Genomic DNA, 19,051 nt, shown 5'->3' with positions numbered 1-19,051 from the left:
ATTCCATTAAGAATACGCCTTTTTCTAAAACTAGTAACAAATATTAATTCATTACTTTTATTGTCAATCCTCGGAGTTCCAATTGTGCCTGAATACACTAGATTAACGAAAATGGAAGATTGTTTAATCATGTTATCTAAATTCGAAGCTTTGATAAACAAAATACCATAGAGCGTTTGATATAGGTGGCACAAAGGAATAGTAGTACAGCTACTAGCAGTGCTAGGGGGATGCTGAATAGAATTGGGAGGTCTACATCATACCAGATGCTCATTTTAATTTGATCTAGTCCGAATGTTCGTAACATGCCAGCGAGTATAGATAGAACAGCACTTACAAGTAAGCCAATGTAAAGAACGGATAAGACAACTAGGGCTAATGAGCAAAAAAAGGCTTGTAGCATTTTTAGGAATGTCATTCTTTTTCCCTCCGTATAATGTGGTATACCTTTGCGTTTGAAGCAATCGTATAATCATCTGTATAGTAAAGCGTCTCAATTAGACAGTTTTCTCCCACTCTAACTACTTCGCCGTCAACAATGTGTGCATCTGTATACGATAGTTGCAGTTGTTTTCCTTTGATTGTATGGCAACTTAACCTTTTCTTAAATAATGGAAGAAGTGTCACTCGATCTTTTTCTATCACTACACTGTCCGCTAGTAGCTTGCTAATTTCACTTTCCCCCGATAATTTCAACTGAAAATGATTAGCCACTATTTCTTCAGCTTTTACTACACCAATAGCGTCGAACCGTCTGCTCTGTAATTTCTCCTCAATTATGAATTTCCCAGAACTATTGATCTTGTGGACACATCCATTACGTATTTGAATGTTTCCAGCGTTTGTTAGTTCTTCGATCTCACAATAATCCTTTAATGTGCATGAGCCTGAACTGTTAAATACCTGGGCAGTAACAGAGCAATAAAAGGAGCTATGACCATGAGTGGACACCTTTTTTAAGTGTACTTCTTGATGTAAAGCTACAGCTCCTCGAATATTTAATTGCTCATACCCAGTATCCAGATGTTTAATGCGGCCATTCGTTAGTGTTAGTGTACGAAGTTTTTGAAACATAAAAAATCACCTCATTTTAATTTAATTAATATATATTTTAATTATTAAAATATATATTAATTAAATTATATGCATCTCCCTTTTGTCAAGAACAAAAGAATTCCCTAAAATTTGAGCAATAAAAAAAGGATTTCAATTTGTTGAAATCCTAAAAGATATTATTCATTAATTGATTTACTTCACGTAAGATATTAGCCATGTCTGCCAGTTTATCCTGAGAAAACTTTAAGAAAATTTCTTGGACCTTCTGATCACCATTATTGGTTAAAGCCATTTTGACAACACGACGATCATTATTTTCTCTAATTCGTTGAATCAGCTCTAGCTTTTCCAGCTTATCGCACATGGAAGTTACAGCTCCAGGTGTTACACTAAAGAAGTCAGCGATTTCTGTTGCCTTCATTCCATTATTTATTTTTAGTTGCAGAAGTAAAATCAATTGGTTTTGCGACAATGCTTCCCCTTTAGTTAAAAGTTCCACAAACATTTTTGATTTTTGCTGAATGTCCAGCATTTCTTTCATAATGATTTCTACATTGTGTAGATTATCTGCCATATAATCACGTCCATTAAAATATTTAATAATTAAATTATATAGCAATTAAATAAATCTTTCCAAGCATAGAATAGCTCTAAAAAAATTTATTGTTTAAAAGTCACACGCATCCATTCAAAAAATCTATCTTTTTCTTCGAACTGTGGGTAGTGTGCAGAGTTTTCGTATGCTATAAATTCTTTTTTCTCGGCATCTATTTGGTCGAAGTATTTTTTAGCGGTATTCGATGATGTTTGATAGTCGTAGTCACCCATTACAAAATAGAAGGGGAGGTCTAGTCTATTAACTTTAGTAGGTAATGGATGTTGCATGACCTCTTTTAATAATGCTTCTTGAGATAATGATAGGCCTTTGTTGTAGCGGATCATATCCAATAAATTATATTCTGCACTGAATAGCATTCCTAACATATTGCCGTCAGGGTTATCAATGTTTCTTGTGGCTCCTCCATATTTATTTACGTAATGGCGGGGTGTAAATGTCTTACCCTTATTTATGTCTTCCGTTAACCTTTGTAAATATACAACATCTTCTGTGTTCCCTTTGAGTTGAGCCTGTAGGATGGTGTACTGTAAACTATCCATTTCACTTTCAATGGTATTACTCATTTGACCAATACCAATGTAGGCTTCATATTTTTCAGGAGCTTTAGCAGCTGCTTGTGTGGCAATATATGTACCATAGGAATGACCGATTAAGATGATTTTTTCTTTGTCTAGGCGATTAGCTATATAATCAGTCAGTGCTAATAAATCCTCCACAAGCAGGTCAGATGAAAGATTAGAATAGTCCTCGAAAAAATGATAGGATTTCCCGCTAGCCCGTTGATCGTAATGGACCACGGTAAATTCGGTTTCCAACAAATCTTGATATTTTTTGGCATAGGGGATTTCAGAACAGCCAGGTCCACCGTGGACAAAGATGATCACAGGATTATCTTTGTTTTGCCCACGTATCATAATTTCATGGTCACTGTCGTTAATTGCTACCTGCTCTAATGTACTAATGCTATTAGTTCCCTTTATAGATGATGTCCATGTTGGGAATAGAAGTGCTAGTAAAAGTAAGGAGCTCATGATAATGACAAGATATTTGACGAATTTTTTAATAGCTTTCATAGAATCCCTTCTTTACATGCGTTTCGTAAAGGTAGCTTGATACATTTTTCTTTTATACACATAAAAATACATACTTAGCGGCCACCATAGCGTAACAAAAATAGGGTAGATCGCCCATATAACCGTAGGTGAAGAAACGACGTTAACAATAATGAAAAAGATACTAATTAGCAATGAAGCTGTCACGGAGAATGCTACAAACGTTTTCCGTTGAGCATGATATAAAGCTAGAGGCCACCACATAATTAAAAACGCGGGATAAATCGCCCAAGGATATTGAGGAGACAGCATGATATTCAGGAATGCATAATAAATAATTGTGGAAGCACAGCCGATGAGTGCTGTTTTTAAAGTTTTTGCTTTTTCACCTAAGTACATAAGAAGCGGCCACCAGATAATTGGATAAATAGCATAGATAAACCATAAATGATTTGGTGCATATAAATAATTTTCAACGATAAGAAATGCGATAATCATTGCACTACAAACGATAGAGTATTGTTTATACATTTTATTAGACATAAAAAATAGCGTAATTGGCCATAGCAAGAGCAGCAGGCAAGGATATATAAACCACATTGTTTGCGGTGATGTCGTGTAATTGACGATCCCTAAAAAAATCATGGTCATCAGGCTCCCGGCTAAAGAAAAGTTAATAAAGTTCCTCATGTTCATTCACCCCATTTCTTACGTGACCATACAAAGTACATTGATAAAGGCCACCAAAGTATTGCGAAGATTGGATAGATGGCCCAAACTGTATGTGGAGTGTAATAAAGATTAATAAAGATAAAAAATGCAATGATTAAGCCACTCCCCCAGATGGAAAACTCTAAATTTAGTTTTGCCATGTTTTTCTTAGCAGGCTCCTTAACACCCAATTCCTTTTTCAAATCTTCAATATCTCCGAATTCTACAATCGCCTTATTGATGGCATCTTCTTGTTCCTTTCCTTGATCCATCAAGTAAAATACTTTTTCTTCAAGATTTTCAATGATTTCTTGTTTGACCATTTCAGTCTCGTTATTACGAGGAATATCCTTAAAAAGCTCATCAATATGGTTTTTTATTCTTTTCATTCAAAGCCCTCCATAAATAAATCGATTATTTCCTTTACTTCTGACCATTCTTTCACTAACTCATTTAAATAGGCTTTACCTAATGAGGTAATACGGTAATACTTTCTTTTGCCTCCATGTGAAACATCGCCATAATAGGCTTCAATAATTTCCTTTTTCTCGAGACGTTGAAAAACGGCATACAAAGTTGCTTCCTTGATTTGAAATCGATTGTTTGTACGGAGACTTATTTCCTGAGAAATTTCATAGCCATAACGATCTTTTTCTGAAATTAGCCGTAAAATAATCGAATCCAAATGTCCTCGGATAATATCACTGCGAACCATAAGTCACCTACTTTATTTTATTGCTCTATCTGTCAGAGTAATAGTAGCAAACATTACTCTACCTGTCAAAGTAATTTATTTTTCCTTTTTGGCAATTATGTCCAATTCCTCTTCATGAAAAAACTCCATTCACTGAAATGCCGCAAAGGACAATTTCATAGCGAATGGAGCTCAAACAATACTTTTACATATATAATGCTGCAAGAAAAATTCCGAGGGCTTCCTCATAAATTTCGTCAAACTGACTGATTGGCAAAGGATTCGTACCGCTTCCTAGCTCAACGGTAAAGCCAGGTCTACGCCAATCTTGAATGAACCAATCTTTATAGCCTGCATAGCTTCCTGCAGATTGAATGGGTTCATAGCCGCTGACTCTACTAAATTCATTCACAAGTACCTCTGATTCTGGAGGCTCAAGATTTTCAAAGCCCCAATAAATAACACGCCCCTGTGTATGAAAGGCTAGTACTCTTGAAAAATCACGTAGTTTAGTCAAGTCAGCCATCGCAATAGCTTCAGGTTCAGATAAAGGTCTGTCACCACCATAATCTCTAGGCCCTGGTGTCTTAGGGTTACGGGCACTTTCTAACTCCCATTGTGCAGGAAATTGATCATTTAAATCGATGCCATGGATGTTTGCTTTCCAGCCAGAAAAATCAGAGCTATCATTATTCCATGTAATTAGTTGATTTCTTAATGTTGTATCATTTGGGGGACCTTGTATTACTAAATCCACTCCATCAGGATTCACCATGGGTACGATAGAAAGAGAGGTTTGCTGGTAAAGAGAGAATGGAGAGATGCCACGAATGCTACTTTGGTTGGTGAGGGCGAGCAAATAGTCGTTTAAAAATGTTAGAATAATAGGTGTAGTAATCCATTCATTTGCATGGAAGGAGCCGTTATAGTGAACACGTTTAGCTCCATTGCCAATCAACAACTCAGGTAGACCTTTCCCTAAAACGGAACTACCAATAGTTGAATTGTGAAGAAAAGGATAAGCATCAATTAGTTTATTAAGATCATTCATCATACGGGTATACGTATAATTTTGCTTACCATCAACTAAACGCCACGTAATACGTTGTGGTATACGAATCATCTGACCAATTTGTAAGCGATTTGGATTGAGACCTGGATTAACGAGTAATAGGGCGACTAGGGGGAGGTTTTGACTCTGTGCAATTTGCCAAAAAGAGTCCCCTTGTTTCAATTGATAGTCGATGGTCACAAAACCAGGAATACGAATGCGTTGTCCAACTCTTAAAAATTGGGGATTTATATTTTCATTGGAATCTAAAATTAGTTGAAGCGGTATTTTAAACACTTCACTGAAATGCCAAAGTGAATCTCCTGGTCTTACGATTATGTCCACATGTATTCTCTCCTTAATTTAGAAATGACTCAATATAAAATGTATATGAAAAATGCATAGACTTATTAATACGAAACAGCAAAATTTCTTTGTTGCTCATGTCAAAAGAAGAGATAATCAGTTATTTTTACATGTATACTAGTAATAAAATAGAGTTAAAGAAAGGTAAAGGTAGGAAAACCAAATGTTAAATAGATTGAAATTGGGTATACGCTCTAAGATTACATTAGGTTATATCGTAATCATTCTTTGCTTACTTGCAGCCGTTGTCATATTAAATAATCAAATTAATTCTTTGCAAAAGGAAAGAAATTATATTATTAAGTACGATTCCAATGTTCAAACACTAACCAATGAAATTGAAAAATATATATTGGATATGGAATCGAGTCAGCGAGCTTTCATTATTACAGGCAAGCAAAGCTATCTTGAGCCTTATAATAAGGCAGCTGATAATTGGAAAATAGATTTTAATGATCTCTATCAGCGAATGACAGATAAACCATCACAGCAGGAAAAACTAAAAGAGATAGAGGAAACGATTGAACATTGGATTGCCACTTCGGGAGAGCCAACGATTCAATATAAAAAAGATAATAATATAGAAGCGTTAAATGAGTTTTTTAAAGTAGATACTGGGCGCCAAGATTTGGAGAAAATGCGTAAGTTATTTGATTCGTTCCGTTCAACTGAAAATGTTTATACACAGGCGAAGGCAAGTCAATTAGATAAACAAAATAATAAATTAACTAGTGGTTTATTTGGGATTTTAATTTTAGTTTCTATTATAGCAATTGTCATAGCTAGTGGTATTTCACGTTCTATTGTAAAAACGATAACAGAAGTTACACAAACCATACAAGAAATCGCAGCTACAAAAGGTGATTTTACAAGAAGAATCTATGTGAATACCAATGATGAAGTGAATGATCTTGCTAATGCAACGAATATACTGCTAGAGTCAGTCGAAAAGAGAGAATGGCTACAAAGCAATATTGCGGAAATTGTGACAAAATATCAAGGAGTTTCAGCCATCACAAAATTGGCTGAGACCTTCCTGTCAGAAATCGCGCAGAAAACAGAGGCATCGCTTGGTGCATTTTATGTTCGTGAAGTAACAGAGGACCAAGTACAATTTGTGAAAAAGGCTGCATTTGCTGACGGAGATGATCGCGTCGGTATGGAAAGCTTTAAAATAGGACAAGGATTAATTGGGCAATGTGCATTAGAAAAACGAATGTTATTTTACGATAATATTCCAAAAGACTATCGTTTAATCAGAACAGGATTAGGCGAGGTAAGACCGCATAATATTTTATTGATTCCTGTCATTTTTGAAAATGAAGTGATAGCAGTTGCAGAAATAGCGACAATGACTAAATTTAGTAAGCTACAGCAAGAATTAGTAAAGCAGGTCACAGAAACTTTTGGGCTAACAGTGAATAGTGTTTTAGGACGCATGGAAATTGTTCGTCTATTGAATGAATCTAGAGCAATGACTGAGGAGTTACAAGTTCAATCAGAAGAGCTGCAGACACAATCAGAAGAATTACAAATGCAGACCGAAGAGCTGACAATGATTAATGAGCAGCTTGAAGAACGTACAAAAGAGGCAGAATCTAAATCAAGAGAGCTAGAAAAGGCGAAAAAGGAATTAGAAGAAAGTGCCGAGCAGCTTATCTTGAATTCAAACTACAAATCCGAGTTTTTAGCAAACATGTCACACGAATTAAGAACACCCTTAAACAGCATATTAATTTTATCGGAGATGCTAGCAGAAAATAGTCAACAAAATCTAACAGACGAGGAAATAGAGTATGCTCAAGTCATTCATTCTTCTGGAGAGGACTTACTTGCTTTAATTAATGATATTTTAGATTTATCAAAAGTCGAGGCAGGAAAGCTTGATATTATTTTTAATGAAGTGAACATGAGCGAAGTACCTGTACAAATTGAACATACCTTTGCACCTGTTGCGATGAAGAAGAATTTAGCATTCCATATTTCAAAGGCAGATCATGTTGTAGATGTATTCTATACAGATGAAAAGAGATTCCATCAAATCATAAAGAATTTATTATCCAATGCCTTTAAATTTACGGAACATGGTTCGGTAAATTTAGCTATTCATCAGCTTACACCACAGCAGTTAACAAATAATATGCAGGATATAAGTACAGATTGGCTTGAAATTACTGTATCAGATACGGGGATAGGTATTCCAAAAGACAAGCATCAGCTTATTTTTGAATCATTCCAGCAAGCCGATGGCGCTACGGTTCGAAAATATGGTGGGACTGGACTTGGTCTTTCTATTTGTAAGGAGTTTGCTAAATTGCTTGGTGGCTGGATTACGCTGCAAAGTGCTGAAGGACAGGGGAGTAGCTTTACGTTAACGATTCCAAGCTTACCAAATGGAATCGAAGAGGAGCATTGTCAAAAGCTTGCCATGAACGAAGTGGCCGTTACATTGGTAGAGGAGCCAATTGCAGAGCAGTCAAAGGAAATAGAGGGAGCCCTTCAACAAGAGGTAGAGGTTTTCCAAGGGAAAAATATTTTAATAGTAGATGATGATAACCGTAATATTTATGCATTAAAAACGGCATTAGAAAAAAGAGGTATGAGCATTCTAGTTGCTAAAGATGGGCTTGAATGCTTAGAGGTAATGCATGCGCATCCTGACATCGATCTCGTTCTGATGGATATAATGATGCCGAATATGGATGGCTATGAAGCGATGACTATTATTCGACAACAAATGAAACGAATAGACTTACCGATCATTGCATTGACGGCAAAGGCTATGAAAAATGACCGTGATAAATCATTGCAGGCTGGCGCATCTGATTATATTAGCAAGCCATTAAATTTAGATCAATTACTATCGGTCTTAAGAGTCTGGCTCGTTTCTAAAGGGAGTTAATGAACATGGAGCAATTTCAGCCTTTGGAGCAAAAAATACAATTAAATAAACAAACAAATTTAGAAATTGATTTATTACTAGAGGCTATTTATCGTTTATCAGGCTATGATTTTCGTCAATACAATCGTTCATCCATTTCACGTAGAATTTATAATAGGATGGGGATCAATAACATTCCAACGATTTCCCGGGTACTAGAAAAGGTCATTCATGATCAAGAATTTTTAGAGCAGATGTTGAATGATTTTTCGATAAATGTAACCGAGATGTTTCGTAATCCTAGCTTTTTTAAAGCTTTTCGTGAAAAAGTAATCCCCATTTTAAGAGAGTATCCAGAAATACGTATTTGGCATGCTGGGTGTGCGACAGGTGAGGAAGTATATTCTATGGCTATTTTACTTCAGGAAGAGGGGCTTATAGAGAGGTCTATTATTTATGCAACAGATATGAATGAGCAAGTATTAGAAAAAGCGAAGAAAGGAGCTTTCCCTATTCATAAAATGCAGGCATATACGAAAAACTATATGCTTGCTGGAGGAGCCCATGCGTTTTCAGAATACTATCAAACAGATTATCAATATGCTTACTTCCATCCAACACTATTGAAAAATATTATTTTTGCTCAGCATAATTTAGTAACGGATCATTCCTTTAATGAGTTTCATGTTGTCTTGTGCAGAAATGTCCTGATTTATTTTTCACCTAAGCTACAGAGCCAGGTACACCACTTGTTTTATGAGAGTCTAAGTGACAAAGGATTTTTATGCTTAGGGGATAAAGAAACATTGCGGTTTGAAGAGATTATTTCAAAATATCGAGAAATCGTAGGCTACGAAAGAATTTATCAAAAAATGTCTTAATGAGTAAGAGGCTATCTTCATGTGATAGCCTCTGCTTTTTATTTATATGGAAGTAGTGCTAGCTTGAATCATTAATACACACATATCATCAGGCTGGTTTTCTTGTTTATCTTTAGGTAATAGGTTGTCAATGAGGCATTGTGAATAATCCCACTTAGTGGATGTTAGCGTTTGCAAATGCTTTTCTGATTCGATTTCACAGGGGCCCATTGCCTCTAAAACACCATCTGTAAATAACACAATTTGAATATCTTGTTCATATTGAATACATTGCTTTTGAACTTTCATTTCATCGAAAAAGCCGACCGCACAGCTACCTTGATTTAATGGAATACATGTTTTTTCATCTATTAGTGCGTATCCAGGAGGGTGACCAGCGTTTATGTATTCGACTGTTTTTTGCTCTGTATCAATGATGAAATAAATCGCTGTAAAATAATAAAGATTATTATCTTTTCCATCTTGTAAAAGAGTCATATAACGATTCAGTTCTTTGATGACAAGCTCTGGGTCGTTTAGTTGTTTAACGGCCTCTCTTAAAACAGAGGAGATAAACATACAAACAAGCGCTGCAGATATACCGTGACCCATCATATCCAATAAAATGATAGCATAGCGATGATCGTCTATTTTGTACCAATAATACATATCGCCTGCTAAATTAGAGGATGGTAGATAAGAAACTTCTATCCGGATATCCTTCTCGTTTAATGGTGGACTGAGCAGGCTTCGTTGTACATGAGTGGCTAGATCTAGTTCATATTGAATTTTCTTGTCATGCTGGGTGTGCCAGTCTAATTCAGCTTTTAAGCGTAAGGCAACACGAATTCTTGCAAGCAGCTCCGTTTTATTAATTGGTTTTGTAATATAATCTACGCCACCAATGTCTAGTGCTTCTGCTAGTTTGTTTTTATCTTCCAGTGCTGTGACAAATATGATTTGAATATCTTTCAATCTTTCATTTTGCTTAATGCGTTTGCAGGCCTCAATACCATCTACTTCCGGCATCATAATGTCTAACAATATTAAATCTACAGAATTTCCTGTTGGATTTGGTGCATCTAATTGTAAATAATCAAATAGCTCATAAGCAGATGAAAGAGAAACACAGTTATCATAACCTGCATTTTTTAGTATTTTTTCAATGACAAATAGATTGACTTGATTGTCATCTACTAGAAGAATGGTCATAGTTAATTCCCCTTACTCTGATTGAATTGTGCAGATTATTCATGTATATAAAATACTTTCAACTTTATCATTATACAAAACATCAGAGAATAAAGGTATTTTAGCGATTTGAAGAGGGGGATTTTATACTTTCGCTTTTTTAAATCCTTGATAAATATCAAATGCATTTGCTAAAACAGCAATAATTATACTGACGAGTAAGATTTTATCTATAGTATAGGCAACCTTAGCGGATGTTGTTTCTAGGATAGCAGCCATGTAGGGAATCGAGGCACTATGAATAAAATCTTGGTGTATCGCCATTAAAATAAAGACGATCGTTCCTACACTTTGAAGTAGTGCATTCGTGATGGCGATGAGCATTGTCCACTGACCAGCACGCCATTTTATAAAGGTTAATGCGAGACTAAGAACAATACATAATAAGACGATAGGAGCAAATGATTGTAAAACATTTTGATTAAAGATTGGCATAACAAATTTCAAGCTACCATTGTCATTCGTTGTATAAATCCCTAAAAGACGATAAGCATTCCAATAGACAAAAGAAAATATTAGAATTCCAGCTAGGCTAAAAATCGTATCACTTAAAGTAATGACTTTAACTTTGGGAATGGGTTGCATTTTAACTAAATCATCAGGAGACCATTGCTTGGCGTTTTTCAAAAAGGGTAAATGAATCTTTTCAGAACCAGAGCGCTCGATGATGATGAAAACAACGGTAATCCAAAACAATACGTGAAATATTACAGCAATAATCGCCACAATAATCATGGCAAATGCCGAAATAATGGTTGAAAGAAGCGCTTCTTCACCTGAATAGAGCACAATTTTTTGGATTACATGAATAATAATCGTAATGAAAATAGCCCAAGGCATAACTAGCTTGATTGTTCTTGTATATTGATCAAAAATCTCTGGGCCAATTAAAAAACGAGGTGTATCCTGAAAGCTTGCCGCAACTTCGGTAGGACTTCCAAGTTTTTGGAGTACATCCTTAACATCGGATTCAGAATAGGACTCAGGCAGCATATCCTCAATCGTAGCTTTTAGTTCAAGCTTTATGTCTTCACGCTTATTCTTATGTAGCCTTTTAGACACTTCGTGAATATACGAATCAATTAAAGACATTTATTTTCCTCCTTTAATCATTTTCATTGTTCATTATTTCGGTGTATAGGTTATTTGTGGGATATAAAAATTAATATGAAAAATGCACAAACAACATGCAACACTTTGAAAATGGAGGGGATATGATGAGAGTAATAGAGAAGTTATTAAAAGAACAAGATGTTTTAGACTTTCTGAATATCGTTGTAAAAGACTATCCAGGAAGAATGGGACAAAAGAGCAGCTGAAAAATCGCTTGATAATTTTTTCAGTATTATGGACTTTGGGAAGATGACAAACTCATTGGTGGTATGCAACTACATGACTTTCAATTGAACCTGTTTTCTAGTAATTGGTGGGGTAGGGCTTGTTGCAGTTGTTTTATTACATAAAAAGAGAAGGTTGCTAAAGAACTCATCTAACATCTCTTTCAAATTTTTTTAGCAAAAAACATTCATTTTGTTGTTTTGTTTCCGTTTATTTTTATAAGAAAATGGGTTTTGGCTCTGGATCGAGCTTTCTTCGCTGGTGATAGGTGTAGTAACGATCCAAGAGCTATATTTATAAGACTTATTGCAGTTTTTCTATGTGTTTGAAAAGCCTACATGTATTTCGACATTTTAGAATAGGAATAGCTCTTACTACCGGTCAGTGCTCCTTTTTTATAAAAATAGAAGATCGCGTTGGTCTTTCAAGTGGTGTGATATTAATAATAAAATAGCTTATGATTAATATCAGGATAATCAATGAATAAATTAAAGTGTTTAGAGGGTGATCATGCTCCACAATAATTAAACGAATCATCGCTGTGATACCTATATATATAAAGTAGCGCAGTGGAAAATGATAATCCTCTTTAAAATATTTAATAATCATTGTGATGAACTCAAAATATAAGAAGAAAATAAGAATATTGGCAAGGAATAATTTATAATCGCCACCTTCCTTGGCGAAGATTAATATTTTAAGAAATTCGATTAGCTCCTTAAAAAGCAAAAATGATAGGATAAGAGCTAGTAGCACAAGGCAAACGTTGAGAAATAGCTGTAGAGATTTCGGCACAGCTTTAATGAGCTGCGAATAAGTAAAATTTTTTTGATTCATACATTTCCTCCAATCGAGTGTTAGTATTAGGTTTGTTAAATACATCATCATATGGCTGAGCAGTGGCTTATTATGATATAAATATAACAATTTGCCGTAAATCTTGTCTTTATTTTTTGTAAAGTTTTGGTATATTTTCATGAAAGAAAGTTTTCAAAATAATTTAGTGGTATGCTAAAATAGATGTGCATGAATATAAAATATAAAAGGGGTTTTTAAAATGGCAAAAGCTGCAAAAACTGATGCGAAAATTACACCAGAACGTTTAGAAGAAGCGTTAAACGTTCGTGATCGTCTTATTATCGAGCTACTGGTACAAGTACTTGATGAAAAATTAGTAATTGAGCGCCCTGTATTACGTGAACGTCTAGGAAACCTTGTAGAACTTGCTGATCATGATGCAGAGCTTAAGGAAACAATCCACGCAGTAATTAACAAACTATAATGTTAAGAAGAATGCTACGCCTAAACCGTAGCATTCTTTTTTCTTGTCATGTAAAGCGTTCTACTAAGTCGTACATGCGCTCTGCCTCTGTATGAAGTTCCATAGAGGAGTGCATAATCGAGTTCACTGCTGATTTTTGTTCGTCTATGGAAGCATTAATTTGTTCCGTAGCTGCGGCAGATTGAGTAGCTACACTGGCTATTTCTTTGATAGCATTCATCACCACTATGCGATTTTCCGCCATGTCGTTCATTCCCTCATCTAGTGAAACGAGATGCTTTGTAATATCCTGAATGGAGTCTGCTAGGAATGTAAAAGCTCCTTTTACTTCAGTAATCGATATGGCTTGATTTTGTGAAAGTTGGAGCGTGTGTATCATCTTTGCATCAGAGTTTGCAGTACCCACCTCAATACGCTGTAATAGATTTCTGACACGCGTAGTAGCTTCGTTTGTATCCTCCGATAAATGCCGGACTTCCTCTGCCACAATGGCAAAACCTTTACCGTGTTCACCAGCACGCGCTGCCTCTATGCTAGCATTGAGTGCCAAGAGGTTTGTTTGTTCAGATATAGATGTAATTGTTTGTACCACTTGATGAATCTCTTTCATTTGATTCGTCAAACTGGAGAAATTAGTTCTTAACTCCTCAATCACCTGTGTGAATTCACTTGAATTTTGCAGTAAACCTTCTACTTTTTGTCTACCATTTTCTTGTGATGAATTGATGATATTCATATTTTCAGTGATCTCACTATATTTATTTGTAGCAAGTGAAATAAGTGAAGATAGTGTTTCAACCTTACTAATGGCCATCTCAGCTTCTTCTGCTTGCACAACAGCCCCTTTAGAGATGTCATTGATTGCTTGATGAATTTCGTCAGCAGAAGCGGTTGTTTCCTCTGTAATAGCACTAAGCATCTCTGAAGAAACTCTCATTTGAGAGGCGCTATCCTTCGTATTGTTGACCATTTCATATAAGCTATGTTTCATATTATTCACGTTATTAGCCAGTATACCTAGTTCATCTTTTGTGGTAACAGGTATGTCATCGCCAGTTAGCTTACCTTTAGCAATATCTGAAGTAATCACCATGATTTTGCGTATGTAGGTAGTCATTCGTCCAGAGAAGAACCAGAAGAGTGCCACACCAATAATCGTTGCAAGGATTGTCATACCAAGTGTGTAATAGAAAACATTTTTAGTGCCTGCATTGAAGTCCATTTCGTATGTACCAGCTGCAATAATCCACCCCCAATGTTCGTCCATTTCTACATAAGTAATTTTAGGTGCAACGATTTCAGGGGTGGAGGGTAGTGCCCAATCATAACGGACATATCCTCCGCCAGCCTTAGCTGCTTCAATCATTTCGCGTACAAAAAAGCGTCCATCCTCTGTTTGTAATTCAGCAATATTTTGCCCTTCAAGAGATGGATGCGTTTCGACTATGCCGCTATCTTGAAAGGCATAGAAATAAAAATTATCCCCATATTTAACAGGATTATCGATGGATCGTTTATTGTCTTCAACTCTTTTACCAACAATTTGTGTTCTTGCACTTTCCTGAGCTTCCTCTAACGTTATATTTCCCTTTTGGACTTGAGCATCTAATTGTGCAATTAATTCAAGAATGCCTAGTGTGCCATTTTTAAGACTTTGTCGACCTACTTGATCTAGTTCACCTTTCACTACGATGTAATTGACGGTTCCAACTAGTACTGTTGATATTAGAATAACTATGATGGCAAGACTAACAAGTTTATTACGTACTGATTTCATGAAACAAAACCTCCGTTCCTCCAATATAGTTATATTATAATATATAGTTTTCTAATAAAATAGAAAATTCTGATAATGAATGTCATATTTTAATATACTATGTATTCATGATGCTTATAGAACAATTGATGGGGAAGGTCTCATAAAAGAACCCCAATAAAGAACAAGTAGTTCTTTATCGGGGTTACTATGGATTAGTATACTTTATCTCCATTGAAGATAGAATTTTTTACGATAACATAATCAACATTTCGAATAGCCTCTAGTTTTGTGCCACCAGCATAAGAAATAGATGATTGTAAGTCTTGCTGCATCTCGATTAATGTATCTTTGATGCTACCTTTATGCTCAACATACATTTTCTTTCCTTCGACATTTTTGCGTTCGCCTTTTTGGAATTCAGAGGCAGAGCCGAAGTATTCCTTCACCGTTTTACCATCAACCTCAATTGTTTCACCTGGTGATTCTTCATGCCCAGCAAATAAAGAACCAATCATCACCATTGAAGCGCCGAAACGTACAGATTTAGCGATATCGCCATGTGTACGAATACCACCGTCAGCAATAATTGGCTTTGTAGCAGCCTTTGCACACCAACGTAGTGCAGCTAGCTGCCAGCCACCTGTACCAAAGCCTGTTTTGATTTTAGTAATACAAACTTTACCTGGTCCAATGCCTACTTTTGTAGCATCTGCGCCAGCATTTTCTAGTTCACGTACGGCTTCAGGTGTTCCAACGTTTCCAGCAATGACAAAGCTGTTTGGTAAGTGCTTTTTAATATGCTGAATCATACGAATAACAGCATTTGAATGACCATGTGCAATATCAATTGTAATAAATTCAGGTACTAAATTAGCAGCTGCTAATTCTTCAATAAACGCATATTCATCTTCTTTTACACCAACACTGATCGAGGCAATTAAGCCCTTTCCTTGCATTTCTTGAATGAAGTTTATACGAGTTTCTGGTTGGAAACGGTGCATAATATAAAAGTAACCGTTTTCAGCAAGTTTCTTAGCAAGATTTTCGTCAATAATTGTTTGCATATTTGCAGGTACTACAGGAAGCTTAAAAGTATGCCCACCTAAAGTAACCGAAGTATCACACTCTGAACGACTTTCTACAATACATTTTGCGGGAATTAGTTGAATATCCTCATAGTCAAATACGTTATCCATTATATACACTCCTAAAATACGAATATTTTTAAAGATTTATTTTAAATTGTTCGCCATTTGGTAATTTACATGATTTTTGAGTAAATGTCAAAGCTTTTACGAAAATAAATGAAAAATTTAAAAATAAGGGGGAATAAATTTATTTGTAGATGAATGATTCCATTTATAATTTGTGCTATGTTTTGTAATCCATGTACAATAGAATTGTTTCAAAAAATGACAAGGGAGTGTTGGAAATGGCAGTAGAAGTGTATTTGATCTTTAATGGAAATTGTCGAGAGGCTGTTGCGTTTTACGAAAATGCTTTTAATACGGACAAGGCTGAAATTATGACGTTTGGAGATTCACCTCAAAATCCTGATTACCCACTACCAGAGGAAGCGAAAGATCTTGTGATGCATACAAGACTTTCTGTATTTGGTAGTAGAATTATGTTCTCAGATACATTTCCAGGCTCACCGTTCTCCGTTGGGAATAATGTTACATTAGCGGTTGTTTCCGATGACGAAGAGCAAATGCGAGCAGCATTTGATAAGCTGAAAGACGGAGGAAAAGTAACGATGGAGTTACAAGAAACATTTTGGAGTAAATGTTACGGTTCGTTGACAGATAAATTCGGTATTGAATGGCAATTTAGCCATGAGGCAAATGAATAAATAGCTAATTAAAAGCACGCTGATCTTGGAAAGTCCAAAGATCATCGTGCTTTATTTTAATTCATCCATGTCTTTTGTCGAAAGCCAAGCGTTATGGATAATTAGTAATTAAATCGGTCTACATAGCCTTGTAATTCGTCCGCCATATCAAGTAAAGTTTTAGCCGAAGAAGCGATTTCCTGCATGGAGGACAATGTTTGTTCCGTTGAAGCGGCAACTTCTTCAGAGGCTGCTGCATTTAGTTTTGCATGGTCTGATAGCTCAATGGCTGTTGCGGATACTTCTTCTACAACGGCAGACATTTCTTGTGCCGAAGCTGATATATCTTCCATTTTCGGTGCAATCTCTCGAAGACTTTCAACGATACTTGTAAATTTCTTTTTCGTATCCTCAGATTGCTGTAACCCTTCTTGGACATCTGATGAAGCTTTCATCATCGTTTGCACAGATTTAGCTGTGTCCTGTTGTATGCCTGTAATAAGCGTAGAAATTTGTTCTGCTGATTGATGGGATTGTTCCGCTAATTTACGTACTTCATCTGCTACAACCGCAAAGCCTTTGCCTTGTTCACCAGCTCGGGCTGCTTCAATAGCGGCATTCAGAGCAAGAAGGTTCGTTTGGTCAGAAATGGCACTAATAATTTCTATAATGGAACCAATTTCTTTTGTTCGATCAAACAGTGATTTAATCATTGTGTCGGACTGTGTCACAGATTCATGGATGGAAACCATTTGATTCACAGTTTGTTCAACAGAATGTCCGCCTTCCTCTGCTAATTGGATAGCCTGACTGGACAGGTCTGAAACTTGTAGGGCACTATCTGCCACTTCTACAACACCTTTAGCAATTTCCTCAATGGAAACAGCATTTTGATCGATTCCAGTTGTTTGTTTTTCGGTGCTGATAGCTACCTGCTGCATAGCCTCTGTTACCTGTTCAGATGCAGCTATGTTTTGTTCAGCATTAGCTGAAAGTCCTTGGGCAGAGGTTTGAACATGCTGAGAGCTTTGGTCAACATTGCGTATCAGTTTTTTTAAGCTAACTTTCATCGAGACAAATGCCTCACCAAGCTGTCCAATTTCATCCTTTGTATGAATATCAATAAACTCCGTTAAATCGCCATCACTAATTTTTAATGCACTTTGTTGAAGTCGTTTAATAGGGTTCACAATAGATTTAATCATAGAGAGCATAAAAATAATTCCTACAATAATAGAAATACCAATGATGAGCAATGTGATAGTAAATGAAGCAGTAGCTGCCTCTGTAGCCTCTGCGATGAACATTGTACCAACTATTTTCCACCCTGTAAGTTCATTGGTTTCAAAACGTAACTGGCGATCATCTTCCGTAATCATACCTTCCTGTTGTTCGTAAACTTTTGCCATATATTCTTCTGTTGCTTGTGAGCCGCTTTCTTTATCTTTTTGCGCAATATATAGCTGATTACGATCTAGTAAGGATGCAAACCCAGTTTCTCCTATACGTGTTTCGTCTGTCAGTGCACTAAGAACCGAGATATTTACATCTAAGGCCATCACACCAGAATTATCTGGAAGAGCTTGCATGACAGTCACTACTACATTATTTGTTGATTTTGAGATATATGGTGAAGTAATGGATACTTGCCCTTTGTTCTCAATTGCTTCTACGTACCAAGGTCGTTTACGTGGATCATAATCACTTGCATAATCATGGACGGGTTCATCAATTATTTGACCATCTGCTGTTCCAATATATAACAGCTCTACCTCAGGATGAGTATTAATATATTCTTGAAAAAGTTTTTTTAATTCAATTTTTTTATCTTCTTGTAAATAAGATTGATTTATTTTTTTGGAAAAATATCCAATGTCATGAACTTTTGGCGCAATTGTATTTGTAATATTGCTGTTAAGCATACGCACACTTTCCTTAGCGCTTGCTTGTTGCTCTTCTAAAATCTGATTTTTAGTACTTTTAAAGGAGGTATACCCGATTAAAAGTGCGGGAATGAGGAGTATCATTAAAAATGCAAAAATGAGTTTCTTTCTTAAGCTAATCTGTTTCATATAGTATTCCTCCTTAAAATGACATTAGTTAATTGTCATAATTTGATAACTGGTTCAATAGACAAGTCATTCCAATGTTTAATCTGATTCTAAGAGGAAAATGAATAATAATCAACATAATTTTCTGAAAAATCTGGAAAATAAAGTTATACTATAGTACTTTTTGTAGAAAAATATTTTATTTTGTAATTTCCCCTGTTTTTATATGTCAAATTAGTACAGAAAAAA

General features: G+C 35.7%; 18 protein-coding genes. 4 read left to right on the top strand and 14 right to left on the bottom strand.

Features of this window, described 5'->3' with window-relative positions; genetic code table 11:
* Nucleotides 1–136: 136 nt before the first annotated feature.
* The 8 genes from NST76_RS21895 to NST76_RS21860 form a co-directional block, all read right to left on the bottom strand.
* On the bottom strand, nt 137–418 hold the full coding sequence (locus tag NST76_RS21895; RefSeq protein ID WP_036127135.1) for a hypothetical protein: 282 nt from the start codon (nt 416–418) through the stop codon (nt 137–139).
* Nucleotides 415–1,074, bottom strand: coding sequence for a hypothetical protein (locus tag NST76_RS21890; RefSeq protein WP_271911929.1), 660 nt, complete (start codon nt 1,072–1,074; stop codon nt 415–417). Before NST76_RS21890 ends, NST76_RS21895 begins: the two co-directional genes overlap by 4 nt.
* Before the next feature lie 148 nt (nt 1,075–1,222).
* Nucleotides 1,223–1,630, bottom strand: a complete 408-nt coding sequence (locus NST76_RS21885; protein WP_036119500.1) for a MarR family transcriptional regulator — start codon at nt 1,628–1,630, stop codon at nt 1,223–1,225.
* Nucleotides 1,631–1,716: 86 nt separating this feature from the next.
* A complete protein-coding gene (locus NST76_RS21880; RefSeq protein ID WP_036119497.1) occupies nt 1,717–2,748 on the bottom strand; it encodes an alpha/beta hydrolase in 1,032 nt (343 codons plus the stop codon).
* A 12-nt stretch (nt 2,749–2,760) separates the two neighbouring features.
* On the bottom strand, nt 2,761–3,372 hold the full coding sequence (locus NST76_RS21875) for a hypothetical protein (RefSeq protein ID WP_230593766.1): 612 nt from the start codon (nt 3,370–3,372) through the stop codon (nt 2,761–2,763).
* Nucleotides 3,373–3,419: 47 nt separating this feature from the next.
* On the bottom strand, nt 3,420–3,827 hold the full coding sequence (locus NST76_RS21870; protein WP_036119491.1) for a permease prefix domain 1-containing protein: 408 nt from the start codon (nt 3,825–3,827) through the stop codon (nt 3,420–3,422).
* Entirely contained in the window at nt 3,824–4,153 is a 330-nt protein-coding gene (locus NST76_RS21865) for a PadR family transcriptional regulator (RefSeq protein ID WP_036119488.1), read from the bottom strand. The genes NST76_RS21870 and NST76_RS21865 overlap by 4 nt, the downstream gene beginning before the upstream one ends.
* Nucleotides 4,154–4,337: 184 nt before the next feature.
* Nucleotides 4,338–5,528 (bottom strand): M14 family metallopeptidase, encoded by a 1,191-nt coding sequence (locus NST76_RS21860; RefSeq protein ID WP_036119487.1) that lies wholly within the window; start codon nt 5,526–5,528, stop codon nt 4,338–4,340.
* 184 nt (nt 5,529–5,712) lie between these two features.
* Between NST76_RS21860 and NST76_RS21855 the strand changes: the two genes are divergently transcribed.
* Both NST76_RS21855 and NST76_RS21850 read left to right on the top strand, forming a co-directional pair.
* A complete protein-coding gene (locus NST76_RS21855; RefSeq protein WP_271911926.1) occupies nt 5,713–8,451 on the top strand; it encodes an ATP-binding protein in 2,739 nt (912 codons plus the stop codon).
* 5 nt (nt 8,452–8,456) lie between these two features.
* Nucleotides 8,457–9,311: a protein-glutamate O-methyltransferase CheR gene (locus NST76_RS21850; RefSeq protein WP_036119477.1), complete on the top strand. Its 855-nt coding sequence runs from the start codon at nt 8,457–8,459 to the stop codon at nt 9,309–9,311.
* A gap of 42 nt (nt 9,312–9,353) precedes the next feature.
* On the opposite strand, the gene NST76_RS21845 is transcribed toward NST76_RS21850, so the two are convergent.
* From NST76_RS21845 to psiE, 3 genes are all read right to left on the bottom strand, one after another.
* Nucleotides 9,354–10,502, bottom strand: a complete 1,149-nt coding sequence (locus NST76_RS21845; RefSeq protein ID WP_036119474.1) for a fused response regulator/phosphatase — start codon at nt 10,500–10,502, stop codon at nt 9,354–9,356.
* Nucleotides 10,503–10,625: 123 nt separating this feature from the next.
* On the bottom strand, nt 10,626–11,633 hold the full coding sequence (locus NST76_RS21840) for a hypothetical protein (protein ID WP_036119471.1): 1,008 nt from the start codon (nt 11,631–11,633) through the stop codon (nt 10,626–10,628).
* Between the two features lie 627 nt (nt 11,634–12,260).
* Nucleotides 12,261–12,716, bottom strand: coding sequence for a phosphate-starvation-inducible protein PsiE (gene psiE / locus NST76_RS21835; protein WP_036119468.1), 456 nt, complete (start codon nt 12,714–12,716; stop codon nt 12,261–12,263).
* A gap of 220 nt (nt 12,717–12,936) precedes the next feature.
* Between psiE and NST76_RS21830 the strand changes: the two genes are divergently transcribed.
* Nucleotides 12,937–13,161 carry a hypothetical protein gene (locus tag NST76_RS21830; RefSeq protein ID WP_036119465.1) on the top strand — a complete coding sequence of 75 codons (225 nt, stop codon included), beginning with the start codon at nt 12,937–12,939 and terminating at the stop codon, nt 13,159–13,161.
* Between the two features lie 46 nt (nt 13,162–13,207).
* On the opposite strand, the gene NST76_RS21825 is transcribed toward NST76_RS21830, so the two are convergent.
* Together NST76_RS21825 and guaC are read right to left on the bottom strand one after the other, a co-directional pair.
* On the bottom strand, nt 13,208–14,938 hold the full coding sequence (locus NST76_RS21825) for a methyl-accepting chemotaxis protein (RefSeq protein ID WP_036119462.1): 1,731 nt from the start codon (nt 14,936–14,938) through the stop codon (nt 13,208–13,210).
* A gap of 194 nt (nt 14,939–15,132) precedes the next feature.
* The gene (gene guaC, locus NST76_RS21820; RefSeq protein WP_036119459.1) at nt 15,133–16,116 is read right to left on the bottom strand and encodes a GMP reductase; all 984 of its coding nucleotides are present in this window, start codon (nt 16,114–16,116) and stop codon (nt 15,133–15,135) included.
* A 236-nt stretch (nt 16,117–16,352) separates the two neighbouring features.
* Between guaC and NST76_RS21815 the strand changes: the two genes are divergently transcribed.
* Nucleotides 16,353–16,772: a VOC family protein gene (locus NST76_RS21815; protein WP_036119456.1), complete on the top strand. Its 420-nt coding sequence runs from the start codon at nt 16,353–16,355 to the stop codon at nt 16,770–16,772.
* 101 nt (nt 16,773–16,873) lie between these two features.
* On the opposite strand, the gene NST76_RS21810 is transcribed toward NST76_RS21815, so the two are convergent.
* Nucleotides 16,874–18,823: a methyl-accepting chemotaxis protein gene (locus NST76_RS21810; protein WP_342544448.1), complete on the bottom strand. Its 1,950-nt coding sequence runs from the start codon at nt 18,821–18,823 to the stop codon at nt 16,874–16,876.
* Nucleotides 18,824–19,051: the final 228 nt, after the last annotated feature.

The organism is Lysinibacillus sp. FSL W7-1291, assembly GCF_038593415.1.
GTDB classification, from domain to species: Bacteria; Bacillota; Bacilli; order Bacillales_A; family Planococcaceae; genus Lysinibacillus; species Lysinibacillus fusiformis_D.
This window is presented reverse-complemented; position numbering and strand designations above follow the sequence as displayed.